This is a genomic window from Klebsiella michiganensis (genome assembly GCF_015139575.1).
Taxonomy (GTDB): Bacteria; Pseudomonadota; Gammaproteobacteria; order Enterobacterales; family Enterobacteriaceae; genus Klebsiella; species Klebsiella michiganensis.
This window is the reverse complement of record NZ_AP022547.1, coordinates 2,137,306-2,153,766: the sequence shown is the minus strand read 5'-3', so window position 1 is coordinate 2,153,766 and position 16,461 is coordinate 2,137,306. Positions and strand designations below refer to the sequence as shown.

General features: G+C 52.9%; 18 protein-coding genes. 5 read left to right on the top strand and 13 right to left on the bottom strand.

All coding sequences use genetic code 11. From position 1 onward, the window contains the following. Positions 1-113: 113 nt before the first annotated feature. The 4 genes from tcyN to tcyJ all read right to left on the bottom strand — a co-directional run bounded on the left by tcyN (position 114) and on the right by tcyJ (position 3,429). Positions 114-866 carry an L-cystine ABC transporter ATP-binding protein TcyN gene (gene tcyN, locus JLG71_RS10175; RefSeq protein WP_004852203.1) on the bottom strand — a complete coding sequence of 251 codons (753 nt, stop codon included), beginning with the start codon at positions 864-866 and terminating at the stop codon, positions 114-116. Beyond that, entirely contained in the window at positions 863-1,531 is a 669-nt protein-coding gene (gene tcyL, locus JLG71_RS10170) for a cystine ABC transporter permease (protein ID WP_004103458.1), read from the bottom strand. Before tcyL ends, tcyN begins: the two co-directional genes overlap by 4 nt. Before the next feature lie 15 nt (positions 1,532-1,546). Next, positions 1,547-2,533, bottom strand: coding sequence for a D-cysteine desulfhydrase (gene dcyD, locus JLG71_RS10165; RefSeq protein ID WP_025106106.1), 987 nt, complete (start codon positions 2,531-2,533; stop codon positions 1,547-1,549). Positions 2,534-2,628: 95 nt separating this feature from the next. Next, the gene (tcyJ, locus tag JLG71_RS10160; protein ID WP_200914188.1) at positions 2,629-3,429 is read right to left on the bottom strand and encodes a cystine ABC transporter substrate-binding protein; all 801 of its coding nucleotides are present in this window, start codon (positions 3,427-3,429) and stop codon (positions 2,629-2,631) included. Between the two features lie 201 nt (positions 3,430-3,630). Here tcyJ and amyA point away from each other — a divergent pair, with 201 nt between their 5' ends. Then, on the top strand, positions 3,631-5,118 hold the full coding sequence (gene amyA / locus JLG71_RS10155) for an alpha-amylase (RefSeq protein WP_047723448.1): 1,488 nt from the start codon (positions 3,631-3,633) through the stop codon (positions 5,116-5,118). 49 nt (positions 5,119-5,167) lie between these two features. Here the strand turns inward: amyA and yedD are convergent, their stop codons facing one another. Then, positions 5,168-5,584, bottom strand: a complete 417-nt coding sequence (yedD, locus tag JLG71_RS10150; protein WP_161505342.1) for a lipoprotein YedD — start codon at positions 5,582-5,584, stop codon at positions 5,168-5,170. A 456-nt stretch (positions 5,585-6,040) separates the two neighbouring features. On the opposite strand from yedD, the gene rcsA reads away from it, so the two are divergent. Then, complete coding sequence (gene rcsA / locus JLG71_RS10145; protein ID WP_014229880.1) at positions 6,041-6,664, top strand: transcriptional regulator RcsA; 624 nt, start codon at positions 6,041-6,043, stop codon at positions 6,662-6,664. Positions 6,665-6,705: 41 nt separating this feature from the next. Here the strand turns inward: rcsA and dsrB are convergent, their stop codons facing one another. Further along, positions 6,706-6,894, bottom strand: coding sequence for a protein DsrB (gene dsrB / locus JLG71_RS10140; RefSeq protein WP_004136599.1), 189 nt, complete (start codon positions 6,892-6,894; stop codon positions 6,706-6,708). Between the two features lie 132 nt (positions 6,895-7,026). Between dsrB and yodD the strand changes: the two genes are divergently transcribed. Further along, complete coding sequence (yodD, locus tag JLG71_RS10135; RefSeq protein ID WP_014229881.1) at positions 7,027-7,242, top strand: YodD family peroxide/acid resistance protein; 216 nt, start codon at positions 7,027-7,029, stop codon at positions 7,240-7,242. Between the two features lie 329 nt (positions 7,243-7,571). Here yodD and dgcQ read toward each other — a convergent pair whose 3' ends face one another. The 3 genes from dgcQ to JLG71_RS10120 all read right to left on the bottom strand — a co-directional run bounded on the left by dgcQ (position 7,572) and on the right by JLG71_RS10120 (position 10,513). Continuing rightward, entirely contained in the window at positions 7,572-9,239 is a 1,668-nt protein-coding gene (gene dgcQ, locus JLG71_RS10130; RefSeq protein ID WP_014838854.1) for a cellulose biosynthesis regulator diguanylate cyclase DgcQ, read from the bottom strand. A 107-nt stretch (positions 9,240-9,346) separates the two neighbouring features. Then, entirely contained in the window at positions 9,347-9,526 is a 180-nt protein-coding gene (locus JLG71_RS10125) for a YodC family protein (RefSeq protein ID WP_025106102.1), read from the bottom strand. A gap of 75 nt (positions 9,527-9,601) precedes the next feature. After that, positions 9,602-10,513, bottom strand: coding sequence for a DUF808 domain-containing protein (locus tag JLG71_RS10120; RefSeq protein ID WP_200914187.1), 912 nt, complete (start codon positions 10,511-10,513; stop codon positions 9,602-9,604). A 183-nt stretch (positions 10,514-10,696) separates the two neighbouring features. Between JLG71_RS10120 and yedA the strand changes: the two genes are divergently transcribed. Further along, positions 10,697-11,608 carry a drug/metabolite exporter YedA gene (gene yedA, locus JLG71_RS10115; protein WP_200914186.1) on the top strand — a complete coding sequence of 304 codons (912 nt, stop codon included), beginning with the start codon at positions 10,697-10,699 and terminating at the stop codon, positions 11,606-11,608. On the opposite strand, the gene JLG71_RS10110 is transcribed toward yedA, so the two are convergent. Genes JLG71_RS10110 through drpB form a run of 4 tightly spaced genes read right to left on the bottom strand, consistent with a single transcriptional unit; the run spans position 11,583 to position 14,567 of the window. Further along, positions 11,583-12,077 (bottom strand): very short patch repair endonuclease, encoded by a 495-nt coding sequence (locus JLG71_RS10110; RefSeq protein ID WP_047723441.1) that lies wholly within the window; start codon positions 12,075-12,077, stop codon positions 11,583-11,585. The two genes, yedA and JLG71_RS10110, sit on opposite strands and share 26 nt — an antisense overlap. Next, entirely contained in the window at positions 12,058-13,491 is a 1,434-nt protein-coding gene (locus JLG71_RS10105; protein ID WP_057173081.1) for a DNA cytosine methyltransferase, read from the bottom strand. Before JLG71_RS10105 ends, JLG71_RS10110 begins: the two co-directional genes overlap by 20 nt. A gap of 56 nt (positions 13,492-13,547) precedes the next feature. After that, positions 13,548-14,243, bottom strand: coding sequence for a phosphohydrolase (locus JLG71_RS10100; RefSeq protein ID WP_014229888.1), 696 nt, complete (start codon positions 14,241-14,243; stop codon positions 13,548-13,550). Between the two features lie 42 nt (positions 14,244-14,285). Beyond that, positions 14,286-14,567: a cell division protein DrpB gene (gene drpB, locus JLG71_RS10095; RefSeq protein ID WP_004852229.1), complete on the bottom strand. Its 282-nt coding sequence runs from the start codon at positions 14,565-14,567 to the stop codon at positions 14,286-14,288. 627 nt (positions 14,568-15,194) lie between these two features. On the opposite strand from drpB, the gene JLG71_RS10090 reads away from it, so the two are divergent. Then, positions 15,195-16,265 carry a porin gene (locus JLG71_RS10090; RefSeq protein WP_025106098.1) on the top strand — a complete coding sequence of 357 codons (1,071 nt, stop codon included), beginning with the start codon at positions 15,195-15,197 and terminating at the stop codon, positions 16,263-16,265. Positions 16,266-16,461 lie beyond the last annotated feature (196 nt).

Below are 16,461 nucleotides of genomic sequence, written 5' to 3'. Positions count from 1 at the left end.
TTGCTTATGACCACTATCCGGACATACTTTTTTTGCTGATAAACCGGTTATTCAGCGCTGCCCGGCCGCATCCGTCAGCACAAGCCTGAGCGAATGCGGCCGGCGCGGGGCGATTACTGCATCAGGAATTTTTCGAGGAACTGGCGGGTACGCGCGTGCTGAGGATTGGCAAACAGCGCTTTTGCTTCACCCTGTTCAACGATACGCCCCTGATCCATAAAAATAGCGCGGTCCGCCACGTCGCGGGCAAAGCTCATCTCATGGGTCACGATCACCATCGTGCGCCTCTCCTGCGCCAGCTGGCGAATGGTATTGAGTACCTCCCCTACCAGTTCAGGATCTAATGCCGACGTTGGCTCATCAAACAAAATGACATCCGGACGCATCGCCAGCGCGCGAGCAATCGCCACGCGCTGCTGCTGCCCGCCGGACAAACGACGCGGGTAGCTATTTTCTTTACCGGTAAGCCCAACTTTCGTCAGCAGTTCACGCGCCCGGGCGATGGATTCATTTTTATCCTCCCCTTTAACGATGACCGGCCCTTCGATAATGTTTTCCATCACCGTACGGTGGGGGAAAAGATTAAAATTCTGAAACACAAAGCCCACGTGCTGACGCAGGCGGCGAATGGCCGTTTTTTGCTGGTTGATGCTGCGCCCGGCATCGATCGTCACGTCGCCTACGCGAATCGTGCCGCTTTCCGGCTGCTCCAGGAGATTAATACTGCGCAGCAGCGTCGTTTTCCCCGAACCGCTGGGACCGATAATCGCCACAACTTCCCCTTGTTGAACCTCAAGGTCGATACCATGAAGCACCGTCTGGCCATGGAATTTTTTCACCAGGTTTTTGACTTCAATCGCACTCATTTTGGATCTCGCTCCTGGCGGTTCAGCTGATTTTCAAAATAGTTTTGCAGCGTGGAAAGCACCGTTGCCATTACCCAGTAGATAAGCGAAGCGGCCAGGTACATGGTGAATACCTCCAGCGTCCGGGAGGTGATCAGCTGAGCCTGACGGAACAGTTCTGGCACCTGGATAGTTGCCGCCAGCGAGGTATCTTTCACCAGGCTGATAAAACTGTTGGAAAGCGGCGGTAACGCCACGCGCGCGGCCTGAGGAAGAATCGCGCGGCGCATAGCCTGCCAGCGCGTCATACCAATACTCGCCGCGGCCTCCCACTGCCCTTTATCGATGGAGGCAATCGCTGCGCGCAGCGTTTCCGCCGCGTAGGCCGCCGTGTTTAAAGACAGGCCGATCATCGCCGCGGGAATAGGATCCAGCTCGATGCCGAACTGCGGCAAGCCGTAATAGATCATAAACAGCTGCGCAATCAGCGGCGTTCCGCGAAAGATGGAGATGTACATCCGCGCCAGCCATTTAATCGGCCAGACGGGCGACATGCGCATCAGCGCCAAAATAAACCCCAGCACGAGGCCAAAAAACATGCCGCCAATGCTGAGCTGTAGCGTAAATACCGCGCCCTTCAGCAGAAAAGGCGCGGAATCAATAACCAGTTGGATACTCTCTTGCATTCTATGTGTTCTGCATTAGATATGAGGATGATAGGCGAACAGCGCAGGCGCGCCGCCGGTGTGAACAAACAGTATTGGGCCTTCATCCTTAAAGCGCTTCTGGCTGATACCATCAATCAATCCGGCCATCGCCTTCCCGGTATACACCGGATCCAGCAGGATACCTTCCAGCTGCGCCAGCAGCTTCACCGCCGCCATCCCTTCGTCGTTCGGTATTCCGTAACCCGGCGCAAAGTACTCATCCCACAGCTGAATACCGGCCTTTGCCTCCAGTTCCAGGCTATTTGCCACCGCTTGCTGCAGCGCAGCCACTTTTGGCAGCTGGTCAGCCACGCTGCGCGATACGGTCACTCCGATAAGCTCGGCATTGGGCATCAGCTGCTCCAGTCCCACGGCGAGGCCGGCATGCGTACCGGCGCTGCCGGAGGCGACGACCACGGAGGAGAGCTCGACCGCCCCTTCGCACTGCTGGGCAATTTCCAGCGCGCTCTCCACATAGCCCAGCGCGCCCAGCGCGTTCGAACCGCCAACCGGAATCACGTACGGACGATAGCCCTGAGCTTCAATGCGGGTCGCCAGCGCTTCCAGCTGAGCATTAGGATCGGTCAGCGCGTCGCACATTTCGACCTGAGTATTAAACAGGTCAAGCAGCAGTCGGTTACCGTTGGTCAGGTAGTTCTCAGCCCGGGTTCCCATTGGATTCTCCAGCAGCGCCACGCAGTGCAGGCCCAGCTTAGCCGCCACCGCCGCCGTCTGGCGCACATGGTTGGACTGGATAGCTCCTGCTGTAATCAGGGTATCCGCCCCTTCTCGCAGCGCATCGGCAGCCAGAAATTCAAGCTTACGTAGCTTGTTGCCCCCCATCGCAAGCGGGGTCACATCATCGCGCTTGATAAAAATTTCGCGGCCAAGGTAATCGGACAAGCGCGGCAGATATTCCAGCGGCGTCGGCGCGCCAATCAGTTCCAGACGCGGGAATAGGGTTAAATTTTGCAGTGACATAAGACCTCCTGACTGAATTATCCTTGATTATGCACGCTGTGACGCGCGAAATAAAAAAAGGCGCTATCAGGAGCGCCTTTTTTCACCGCTGGCCGTTACTTCGTGACGTCAGCGCCAAACCATTTTTCCGACAGCGCCTTCAGGCTGCCGTCTTTTTGCATATCCGCAATGGCGCCATCAACCGCTTTCAGCAGGTCTTCATTACCTTTGCGCAGCGCGACGCCGGACTCCTGGCGAGAGAAGGCTTCACCGGTGACGGCAAGGGTGTTACCGGTTTTCTTCACCAGATCCAGCGCTGCCAGACGGTCAACCAGGATGCCGTCAATTCGCCCTACGCGCAGATCCTGGTATTTCGTCGGGTCATCATCATAAGTCCGAATGTCGACGCCCTGTACGTTCTGGCGCAGCCACTCTTCGTAGTTGGTCCCCAGGCCGACGCCAACTTTCTTACCTTTCAGGTCGGCTGCAGTTTTAATCACGCCTTCGTTACCTTTTTTCACCAGCGCCTGGATCCCGGAAACGGTGTACGGCGTCGAGAAGTCATATTTTTGCTTACGCTGATCGGAAATAGTGACCTGGTTTATCACCACATCGATACGTTTAGAGTCCAGCGAAGCCAGCATGCCGTCCCATTTCGTGGGTTTAAGGTCAGCCTTCACGCCCAGATGTTTCGCCAGTTCATTAGCAAAATCCACCTCGAAGCCGGTAAGCTTACCGTCATCTCCCTGATAGCTGAATGGCGGATATGTCCCTTCCAGACCCACGCGTAGCGTGCCGCGTTCTTTAACCTGATTAAGCAGATTTTCAGCAGCAAAGGTTTTTACGCTGACGCCGGTCATTAATACGACGGCCATTGCGCCCATCAGCGCCTGACGACCCAGAAGTGCTAATTTCATAGATACCCCTAAAAGAGTGATATTTTGCTGTAGTGTAAGGCGTTTAACCTTAGTCACCAACATCGATACGCTACATCTTATTCCAAATTATTATATATGATGCCTTTTAGGGCATAGTGAAAACGTATCGAAAACATCTCCATTTTGCTGGATATCTCTCATACTGCAATGGTCAGCTTGATGACGTATGGAGCATGGAAGATGAAAAACCCCACGTTACTGCAGTGCTTTCACTGGTACTACCCCACCGGCGGCGAGTTATGGCGTGAAGTCGAAGCCCTGGCGCCAAACCTCAACGAAATCGGCATTAACATGATTTGGTTGCCTCCTGCCTACAAAGGCGCCTCCGGCGGCTACTCTGTCGGTTATGATTGCTACGATCTGTTTGACCTCGGCGAATTCGACCAGAAGGGGTCTGTCGCCACAAAATATGGCGATAAAGCCCAGCTTCTGGCCGCCATATCCGCCCTGCGCCAGCACGATATCGCCGTACTCCTTGACGTCGTGGTCAACCATAAAATGGGCGCGGATGAAAAAGAGCCGGTACGTATTCAGCGGGTTGATCAAAACGACCGCACGCAAATCGCCGAGGAGATTGTGGAATGTGAAGCCTGGACGCGCTACACCTTCCCGGTACGCGCCGGCAAATACTCTGAATTCATCTGGGATTATAAGTGCTTCAGCGGCATCGACCATATTGAGAATCCTGATGAAGATGGCGTGTTTAAAATCGTCAACGACTATACCGGAGAGGGATGGAACGATCAGGTTGATGATGAAATGGGTAACTTCGACTACCTGATGGGTGAAAATATCGATTTTCGCAATCGGGCGGTAACCGAGGAGATTAAGTACTGGGCCCGCTGGGTGATGGAACAGACCGGCTGCGATGGCTTCCGCCTCGATGCGGTTAAACATATCCCCGCCTGGTTTTATAAAGAGTGGATTGACCACGTCCAGGAGGTGGCGACAAAGCCGCTGTTTATCGTGGCGGAATACTGGTCGCATGAAGTCGATAAGCTCCAGCAGTATATCGACATGGTTGACGGTAAGACGATGCTCTTTGACGCGCCGCTGCAGATGAAATTCCATGAAGCCTCGCGGCAGGGACGCGACTATGACATGAGCCAGATTTTTAGCGGCACCCTGGTGGAAGCCGACCCGTTCCACGCCGTAACCCTGGTGACCAACCATGATACCCAGCCGCTGCAGGCGCTGGAGGCGCCGGTTGAGGCCTGGTTCAAACCGCTGGCTTATGCGCTCATTTTGTTACGTGAAAACGGCGTTCCGTCCGTCTTTTATGCCGACCTGTTCGGCGCCAGCTACGAAGATACCGGCGGCGACGGCGAGACCTACGCCGTTGAGATGCCGGTTATTGAGCAATTACACGAACTGATCGATGCCCGTCAGCGTTTTGCTCACGGCGTACAAACTTTGTGGTTCGATCATCCGAACTGCATCGCTTTCAGCCGCAGCGGTACCGAAGAGGATCCGGGCTGCGTGGTGGTGCTTTCCAACGGTGACGACGGAGAAAAAACGCTTCCTCTGGGGGAAAACTACCGTAATAAACGCTGGCGTGATTTTCTCGGCAACCGCGAGGAAGTGATTGAAACCGACGATGAAGGAAACGGGGTTTTTACCTGTAACGGCGGCAGCGTCAGCGTCTGGGTTATCGAAGAGGCGCTATAAAATACAGAGAAACGCCGCGGGCTGAGAAGGGTTTCAGCCCGCAAAAAGCTTATTGCCCGCTTTTATCAGCCGAGGCCTTTTTCCATGCCTGTTCACACTCAGGGGTGAGACGATCCACCCGCTTGAGCGTCATCCGGTCGTAGCTCAGGGTATCGCCTTCGCGCTCAATCGGATAAACATCCAACGCGGAGGTGACGTTATAAACCGCATCATCACGCTTCATTAATTTACCCGGCAGGACGATAACCCGCTGCCACTGGCGACAGTCAAGGGTATTGCCCTCTTTGGTGACGATCAGGCTCGCAATCGCATCCGGGCTCATCATTTCACTCTGCGGGCCGGCCGATTGCCAGTATCCTTCCAGCCCAGCCGGCGCTGGCGCTTTAACAACCTCGCTGTAGCTATCAACCTGAACACAGCCGGCCAGGGCCAGCAGAGCGCCAGCAAACACTATCTTTTTCATCATCCATCCCACACACCGATAAAAAAACATTGTGGCATTAAAGCGTTAAGCTCGCCACCCTTCGCGATTCGGCAACAGCGCAGCAGGGCGAACGTCGGGCACACCCAATATGGTAAAAAATAGCCTTCGAATGTTAAGTTATTCTAACCCATCGAATAAAACCCATAAATCAGCAGGTGTTATTTTAACCATTCAATATAAGGATAATCCTATTTTAAAAAGCCGCTAAAATGGCAAACTTATATATGACGGGTATTTATTGTTTTTATTTCCTCCACATAGCGATTTGTAGCCTTTACTTTGAGAATATTCCTGGCAAATTATGGGGCTTATTACGGAATAGTTCAGGCTGCCTAATGGTTCCACGGCAGCAGTCGTTTTTTATTGCTAACAAAATGGACTTCATCGCGCTTGTCAGCGAGGAATAAATTATCGTTACGTGTTGATTGAGGATGGGTCATGTCAACGATTATCATGGATTTGTGCAGCTTCACCCGGCTGGGATTAACCGGGTACCTGACGGGCAGAGGGGTAAGGAAGCGCGATATCACTGAAGTACACAGTGCGCAGAGCCTGAAGGCTCTCTGCGAGACTAGCCGCCCGACGGTGGTATTTATCAACGAAGACTGTTTTATTCATCATGAAGAGAGCAACCAGCTTATCCGGCAAATCATTAGCCAGTATCCTGCGACGCTATTTGTTATCTTTATGTCGCTGGCGAATATACATTTCGATCACTACCTGCTGGTGCGCAAAAACTTACTTATCTGCTCTAAATCACTGACCGAAAAAGACCTGGACGACATCCTTGCCATCCGCCTGAAATATGAGAACTATCGTCCCACCCGGATTAATATCCCCACGCTGTCCTTAAGCCAGACCGAATCAAATATGCTGCAGATGTGGATGGCCGGGCACGGAACCTCGCACATATCAGCGCAGATGAACATTAAGGCCAAAACCGTCTCATCGCATAAGGGCAATATTAAAAAGAAAATTCATACCCACAACAAACAGGTGATTTATCATATCGTACGACTGGCTGAAAACATCACCTCCGGAATTCACGTCAACCTGCGTTGAAAGACGCTGGCGGCCGCTGCCGCCAGTTCACTTGAGGCAAATCACTCGTCCCGCTCAACGAAAATACCGTCGGGATGACCGTTCTCATTAAAAAACCAGATCCCGAGCGGGTAATCTTCCAGCGAAACCAGGTACATTACGCCTTCGCTAAACGACTCTATCGCCAGTACAACACCCGATCGACGTGGGCCACCATCGGTCTTCACCGTGACACGATCGTTTACCTGCATAACTCATCTCCTCTATTTTTGAGCCAGTGTAGAACAAAACTGCCGATCGCGCAGTGTCCTGCCCGGTAACTGCTGTTTTTGTAGACCGACTATACTTAAATAGCCCTGTCTGAGTTAAGCGAGGTACCCGCAATGAAAACCGCCAAAGAAAATCAAGGCGCAGGAAGCGTAGACGTTGACGCCCTGCTGGCGGCGATTAATGAAATCAGCGAAAGTGAAGTTCAGCGTACGCAAGACGATCCCCACCACGTCAGTATTGATGGCCGGGGTTACCACACCTGGCGCGAGCTGGCTGAGGCCTTTGAGCTCGATATCCATGATTTCAGCATCACGGAAGCCAACCGCTGAATTCTGAGCGAAAAAAATCCCGACTCGCAGGAGTCGGGATGAAGCTTGCTAATGCAAGAAGCACTTGAAAATTCGTTACACCAGGATATCCGATGCGCTACAAACATTACCCTCAATTATTTTGCATGACAACAAACATTCATGAAGCAAATTATTGAAAAATGTGGCTTACCTTCCCCCTCACGCTGGCAACGCTCGCCAGGCAAGGACTGCAGACATTTGTTCTTCCACGAACGTCCGATCGCCGCCAAACGTTTTTTAAGAATAATCTCACTAAAATAACCGTAGTGGATGATTTCAATTCAATTTATTTACATGGGGAATTAATTTTACCCTTCGGCGCAGACCCGATCGCGTCCGTTTTGCTTGGCCAGATACAGGCGATGATCGGCAACAGACTGCAAATTTTCAAAGTTATACTCACCCGAATCCTCGCTACAGCTCACCCCAAACGAAGCGGTAATACGCAAAGACGTGCTGTTACCCAGCAAAATTTCGCGGCTATTGATCCGGATACGGATCCGTTCAGCAATCGCCTTCGCTTCTTTTAACGCGGTATTCGGCAGCACAATACAAAACTCCTCCCCGCCAACTCTCCCCGCAAGATCGCCTTGCCGAATATGGCTGGCGATAGTACTCGCCACCAGCGACAGCACGCGATCGCCCGCGTGATGGCCGTACAGGTCGTTAACGCTTTTGAAATAATCCAGATCGAGCTGAATCACCGCAACGGGCCGCTTTAAACGCTCGCTCAGGCGAGTTTCTGCAGTGGCGCGTTCAAACAGCGCGCCGCGGTTTAATAGGCGGGTTAACGCATCGTGCCAGGCCTGCCACTCCAGGGAGGTCTGCAGCACGCTCATATTGCGCACCATTCGGCGGATCACCAGCCAGGAGATCATCAACATCAGCGTGAACATGAGCCACATCAGCATTAAAGCAATGGTGATGCTGCCAAAGTCACCGCGGACGCCTTCCCGGATCGTATGGATACGGATCAGTACCCCATCAAAATTGCGTAAGTTTTCCCAGCTGATATAACGCGTGACCAGGCGAATCCCTCCCTGATTCTCATGAGAAGACGCGCGGCTCAGCATCTCCTGTTCCCGCGGCGACAGCAGCGTTAGTACGTTGCCCGGCGCGGAAGAGGCAATCAAATTGAGCTGATTATCGTAAAGCTGGTACTCGCCCTCTTCGCCCGTTTTAATCGCATTGACCAGAAACGTTTTCATCTCTTGTACCGAGAAATCCATTGCCAGTACGCCGAGCCAATAGCGCTGGAAATCAAGCGGAATAGACGCCGTCACCACCTGCATTTCGCGCTGCGACGCCTCATCGGGAAAGGTTTGCCACACGATGCCGCGAGCAGGATTATTCCTCTGCGTTTGCCGGGTAAACCAGGGGGCGCTTGTCGCCCGCGAATACAGCGCCAGCGCCTGTGTCGCATTCTTCAGCGGCTCGGTGGTGGTAAAAAAGCCATTGCGCGACACGTACAGCATACGTTTCGCAAAACCACGGTTGTTATTAGCCAGACGCAGCATATAGCCCAGCTCAAGAGTGGCCATGAGCTCATTGCCGGAAAAGGAATTATCGCGAGAGAGAAGCGCGTCGCCGTCGACAAATGCATCGGCAACGCCATAGACCGGCAGCGTCCGCCGGTTATGAATCTCAACGGACCAGAGGGGATCATGCCGCTTTTTTAAATAATCCTCTTCCGCCTTGCGCAATACGACAAAATCCAGCGGCGTTCCCAGCGCCGATTGCATCCCGTTACGAAAAAAAATCATTCTGTCGATGTTAAACTGCAGCAGGCTGTCGAACTCATGGGAAACGTTTTCAAGATTATTGCGCTGATTTGCGACGTAGGCTTCTTCCAGGACCTTGATCTCACGCCATATCAACAACGTGGAAAAGCAGAAGACGATAAAAAAACAGAGGTTAACCACATATCCGGGGCTTAAAATCTGGCGCAATTTTTTCACCCACATCAGCTTATCCATCGTTTTCTCGCAGCACGGTTAAAGAAGCAAACGTCATCCACGCTCCCTGTTCGTAAAACAACCATTAATATGAAAGCGCCCGACGAATGCCGGGCGCTGATAACGGGTCAGGAGCGGTTCAGCTTCCCTCCCCCTCCGCGAATAAGTTCATCTTCACGAAACGCCTCGCGCTTAACGCCGTAACCGTCATACCAGCGACATTCAACCATGCCGTTGGCGAACCCGGTAACGACCATTCGGGGGCCACCGCTTTTACGCCTGACTTCATCACTGACCAACAAGACCATTTTTGCCTCCGGTATCAGGAAGAAACAGATTTAACATAGACGAAGCTGAACCACTTTGCATGACCAGGAGCACATTTACTTTGCCGGACGACGCAGAGCGGCAATCGCTTTCACTCCAGCCAGCACGATGGCGCCAATGATGAATCCCAGCACCAGGTTAGCACCCGTTGGCAGCAGCGAGGCAATGACCCCGTTCTGCCCATGGGCCAGATTTTCAATAGCGTGGTGCAGCGGCGCAATACCGTGGACCACAATACCGCCGCCCACCAGGAACATCGCCAGAGTGCCAACAATGGACAACACTTTCATCAGACGGGGCGCGATCGCCAACAACGCCTTGCCTGTCCACTGCGCCAGCGAGCTGGTTTTCTCCACCAGCCAGTAGCCCATATCATCCAGCTTGACGATGATCCCCACCAGACCGTAGACCCCCACCGTCACCAGAAGCGCGATGCCGGATAAAATCAGGATCTGATTCAATAACGGCGCTTCCGCCACAATCCCAAGCGTGATGGCGACAATTTCAGCCGACAAAATAAAATCGGTGCGTATCGCCCCTTTCACTTTATCCCGTTCAAAAGCCATAGGGTCCTGGTTCGCCAGGGCCTCAAGCCGCCGCTGGCGAACCTGCGGATCCTCCTTGTGTTTGTGCGCCTGCAGGCTGTGCAGCACCTTCTCGACGCCTTCAAAACACAGAAACGCGCCCCCCAGCATCAGCAGCGGCGTAATCGCCCACGGAATAAAAGCGCTGATCAACAACGCCAGCGGCACCAGGATGACTTTATTGATCAATGAGCCTTTGGCTACGCCCCAAACTACCGGCAGTTCGCGGTTGGCCCGCACGCCGGTGACCTGTTGAGCATTAAGCGAGAGATCGTCTCCCAATACGCCTGCCGTTTTTTTTGCTGCCAGTTTCCCCATGACCGAAATATCATCGAGTAACGTGGCAATATCATCCAATAAGGTTAATAGACTACTTCCCGCCAAAATTGCATTCCTTCATTTATGATTGTTCCTCCTGAAGTATGAAGCAAAAGCGCTTTTTCGCCCACCGGTGTCCATAGTCAACAAAAATTTAACCATAGCAGGCGAATTAAAGCACTCGCCAGCACGATAGTTTTCACGTTTACTATACGTCCCCTTTCTATCTCTGCACCGTCGTGAGGAAGTATGTCTACCCGTCAGCTGTTACCGCTCATCGGGGCGCTGTTTGCGCTGTATATCATCTGGGGTTCCACCTATTTCGCTATCGCCGTCGGCGTCGCCAGCTGGCCTCCGCTGATGATGGCTGGCGTGCGTTTTCTTTCCGCGGGCGCGGTGCTAACTGCCTGGCTGCTGGCAACCGGTCATAAGCTGCCTGCGCGAAAGCCGCTGCTTAACGCGGCGCTGATTGGTGTGCTGCTGCTGGCGGTAGGTAATGGCTTTGTGACGCTCGCCGAACATCAGCACGTGCCTTCAGGCATTGCGGCGGTCATGGTCGCGACGGTGCCGCTGTTCACCCTGTGTTTTAGCCGCTTTTTTGGTATTGCGACCCGTAAGCTTGAGTGGTTGGGTATCGCTATTGGCCTCGCGGGGATCGTACTGCTCAACAGCGGCGGCAACCTGAACGGTAATCCCTGGGGCGCGCTACTGATACTTATCGGTTCAATGAGCTGGGCGTTTGGTTCCGTCTACGGCTCGCGAATCGAGCTACCAACGGGGATGATGGCGGGCGCCATTGAGATGCTGGCGGCAGGCGTCGTGCTGATGATTGCCTCCGCGCTAACCGGAGAAAAACTAACCCAGATGCCGTCGTGGTCCGGTATTTTTGCCGTCGCCTATCTGGCTATCTTCGGTTCGCTTATCGCCATTAACGCATATATGTACTTGATTCGTAACGTAACACCGGCGGTAGCGACCAGCTATGCCTACGTAAACCCGGTGGTCGCCGTACTGCTGGGAACCGGCTTTGCCGGAGAAAGCTTATCTGCCATAGAGTGGCTGGCGCTCGGGATTATCATCTTCGCGGTCATTCTGGTGACGCTCGGCAAATACCTGCTCCCGGCGCGTCGTGAAATTACATCCTGTAAGGCGGAGAAGTAACGTCCAGCACACCTATGCCCTGAGTATCGATCTGCGCGCACTGACCGCCGCCGCAGATCCACTCTTCCAGCCGTTCTCCCAGCGCGTCGTCATTGAGCTTCTTTCGCCCGCGCAGCGCGCACTCCCAGACCACCAGCACCCGCCATCCCTGCTCCGCCAGTCGCCCGATATCCCGGCGATCGCGCGCCACGTTTTTGGCTATTTTATCCAGCCAGAACGCGGTTCTTGTGGCGGGAACCTTGAACAGATAGCAATCATGATGATGCCAGAAGCAGCCGTGGGTAAAGATAACGCACTGATAGTCCGCCACGACAAAATCCGGGCGGCCGGGCAGCGCGGCATCCTGTACGGTAAAAGAGAATCCGGCGCCCGCCAGTAGCCCAGCCAGCCGTTTCTCTATTGCCGTATCGCGGGTGCCTATCGCGCGCATGTTTTTACTGCGGGTGGCTTTATCGTGAACGTCGGCCATGGTTAATCTCTTGCTCACGCCTGGCAACCGCTTGTTCAATACGCGGCGCCAGCAGCTTCGCCACCGCCGCAAATACCGGCACGACGACGGAATTGCCAAACTGGCGATAGGCCTGGGTATCCGAGACCGGAATACGGAAGCGATATCCCTGCGGCGTCTCAAAACCCATAAGCCTCGCGCACTCGCGGGGCGTCAGCCTGCGCGGACGACGAAGCTGGTTTTCAGGGTCATCAAAATGCTTTTCGCCCAGAGGCCGATCCCAGCCCCGGTCAATGAGGATTTCCGCGCCATCTTTGTAATAGCGCGCAGAGAGCGTTCGCGCCACGCTGTGCGGATTCGTTGGGTCGACGAGCCCGTAGCCAAAACCGTTCCCCCGCTCCTGGTGCTTACGCGCGTAGCGATAGAGATACTTCCACAGCACCCTGGTGAGAATAAATTTGTCGTCAACCGCGGGCTCCAGCAGCTCGCCAAAGGTCGGCCGGCGAGTGGGATAGAGAGCGGCGATATCGCGCAGGGTAAATCCCTCATGCAGCTGGAGATCGCGCCGGAAACCCACCAGCACAATACGCTCCCTGTGCTGGGGTAAAAAATAGCGCCCGTCGATGACTTTAGGGTCATCCGCCCCGGTATGCGCCGCGTCGGCAACCTCGTACCCCAGCTCATCCAGCGTCTGCATAATGATACGAAACGTCCGCCCCCGATCGTGACTCTTCAGGTTTTTGACGTTCTCCAGAACAAAAATCGGCGGCTGACGGGCGGCGATAATCCTGACCACGTCAAAAAACAGCGTCCCCTGCGTTTCGCAGGCAAAGCCGTGAGCGCGACCAAGGGCATTCTTCTTCGACACGCCGGCGAGAGAAAACGGCTGGCAGGGGAAGCCGGCCAGTAAAACGTCATGCTGCGGGATAGTCTGGCGTATATGCTGCGCGGCTTCTTCCTCGCTCACCTCAGGGAGATGGCTCAAAGTCACATCGCGGATATCTTCATTGAAACGATGCTGCTCAGGATCGCAGTACCAGTTGGCTTTATAGGTGCGCACCGCATGTTTATTCCATTCGCTGGTAAACACGCATTGCCCGCCAATCGCTTCAAAACCGTGGCGAATACCGCCGATACCAGCAAACAGATCGACGAAGCGGAACCCATAATGCGGATGATGCGCCGGCGGCTGCGGCAGGAGCGTGCGCAGGTGGGCCTGCTCCTGGCGGGTGATACGACCTGCCGCGCGCGCTACCGTCGCAACGCGCTTGAGGATAGCCGGGCTCCAGTGCTGCTCGCCGACGGCAATTAACTGCGCGACCAGCGTTTTGACATCGTATATCGCCATTAGCTGACGCAATAGCGCCTGCGCGTCTTCTCCGGTATGTTCAACCTTCAAAGACGGGGGATTTTCCTTGGATAAATTTTGCGCCATAACCTCAACCAGCCCGACTATTTTTGCAGAGGTTACCATAAATAGCGCGGTCAGTTTTATGCTAGTGGATCAAAGCGCTGCAAAACCTCAGCATCAAGCGCCATCGGCTCTCCGCGAAGCTCTGCGCTCAGCTTGGCCATAAACTGCACCAGAAAACGCGCATTGTGCACCGCCATTGCCCTGCCCTTTTCTGTCTGCATCGTTTTCGGTAAACGCAGCAGCTTGCACTGGAAGTGATCCAGCGCATACGTTTTGTCATCCAATTCCCGCCGGTCAGCAAAGGGATCGCGGGCATCAAACAAGCTATTGTTCAGCGCGCCGGACACCGCAAATACGCGCGCCAGCCCTATCGCCCCCAGCGCCTCAAGGCGATCGGCATCCTGGACGATTTTCGCTTCTTCGCTTTGCGGAGCAATTGCCGCGCTAAAACTGTGGGCTTCAATCGCGTGTAAAACCGCCGCGTAGCGTTCCGGGGGGAAATCAGGAAAAGCGGACTGAAGGATAGCCAGCGTTTTTTCCGCCGCCATCGCGGAAGAACGGCTTCGCTCAGGATGGTTTTTCGCCAGGCTGACAATGTCATGAAAGTAGCAGGCAGTGAGGATCACCAGACGGTCGGCAGCGGTCTCTTCGGCCAACTGCTGCGCGGTAGCCCATACCCGGCGGAAGTGTGAAATATCGTGAGCAGCATCCTCTTGCCCGTGATGTTGGCTTAGCCAGGCTTCAAATCGTTGCTGCCAGTGATAAAGATCCATGCGCGTTCCTTTGATATAAGGCCAGCAACGAGCATAGCAATTTTAATCGTGATGTTCATACATCTGCGGATTAGGACGCGTGTACCAGGCGATCGCCCCGAGAAGGGTCCCGACAATACCCAACACAAGAAAACCCAGCAGCGCGCCAATCCATTTTCCTGCCGTTGAGCCGAGCTCGCCGTCAATCGTGGCGCCGGGCACGCTTTCAATCTTCCCCACAACCCACCAGTAACGCGCCATCGCCCACAGGAAATAGCCGCAAAAGGCGTAAAATGCCCACAGCGCCAGTTTCCCGCCAGGACTTCTTTTCGCTTTATCTTCCATTCATTTGTTCTCCATCTACTTCACAACCCCTATCACCCACCGGTAAAAATGTGATATCGGTCACATTATATAGCGAAAACGCCTGCAAAACAGCAGATCCCTCTCTCACGGGTTCGATTTTGCGCACTGGTCGGGAGCACGACCCTATCGCCTGCTACATATAGTCAATGAATTCATTTCGTTTTTAAATAATACAAATTAATGAATATAACTGAATTTCTGAGACCATATTCACCCCCACCTTCCCTGCCTCAAATATCATATTTGCTTGCTCGCCCTTCGCTTTATCTTTACAGAAAAGTGGCGGCAATAAGAGATTGAGAAATAAACATATAACATATAAATACAACCCCGCAATTCATAGAGCACATGAAGCTTATGGACAACAAAAATCATACAAAACCAATCATAAACCAATGTTATTAAAAGACATAAACACAATAAATAAATTTTCAAACACCAATACAATTTAAATATAATGAATAGAACAGAAACATTTTGTAATATTAGATATAATTTAGTTACATTTTTAATTTAAAGAAAAATGAACTTCGTCGTTAGTATTTAATAGTCACCCCGGAAGGAATGACACAATTCATATTAATTATAATCAAAAGGGAATATATAATGAAAAGAAAAGTACTGGCAATTCTGGTTCCAGCTTTATTAGTTGCTGGCGCGGCTAATGCAGCAGAGATCTATAATAAGAACGGCAACAAACTGGATTTCTACGGCAAAATGGTTGGCGAACACATCATGACCCATGATGGCGGCAACAACAACTCTGACGATACCTCCTATGCGCGTTTCGGCGTCAAGGGCGAGACCCAGATTAGCAATGAACTGACCGGCTATGGCCAGTTTGAATACAACATCAAAGCGGACAAACCGGAAGGTCAACAGGGCAGCGCTACTCGTTTAGCATTCGCCGGTCTGAAATTCAGCGACTACGGTTCATTCGATTATGGTCGTAACTACGGCGTGGTTTATGACGCGGCGGGTTACACTGATATGCTAGTTGAGTGGGGTGGTGACGGTCTGGTTTACACCGATAACTTCATGACCGGCCGTACCAACGGCGTAGCAACCTACCGTAACACCGACTTCTTCGGCATGGTGGATGGCCTGAACTTTGCTCTGCAGTATCAGGGTAAAAACAACGATACCACCGCGAAAAAATCAAACGGCGACGGTTTTGGTTTCTCCGTTAACTACAACTTTGACGGCTTCGGTTTCGTTGGCGCCTACAGCAACTCTGACCGTACTGATGAACAAGCTGCGGACCGCAGAGGCGAAAAAGCTGAAGTCTGGAACCTGGCGGCTAAATACGATGCAAATAGTCTGTATGCATCAGTCATGTACGGTGAATCCCGTAACATGACTCCGCTGGAGAAAACGACTTTTGGCAGCTTTGCCAATCACACCCAGAACATCGAAGCCGTTGTTCAGTATCAGTTTGATTTTGGCCTGCGTCCATCCCTGGGCTATGTCTACGCGAAAGGTAAAGACCTGGGCGCCAAAGAAGACACTAATGCGGATATCATGAACTACGTTGAATTGGGTGCCTGGTACTATTTCAACAAAAACTTCAACGTTTACACCGCATACAAATTCAATCTGATCGATGATGAAGACGCGGCGGTTAGTGGCGCAGCCACCGACGATCAGTTCGCCGTGGGTATCACCTACCAGTTCTAAGACTGCCTGGTTAATCTAAAGCCCGCCTCGTGCGGGTTTTTTCGTTTTTACCAACGACTCCTCGTCCTGCATCGCGAATATCGCTACACGGCAGAAAGATGAGGCGTTGCGATCTATCAACGATTGCTCCGCAGTAAATCATGAAGATGATAATTATAGCCCCTTCGAGGCGTGATATCCTTTGTGACGGGAGACG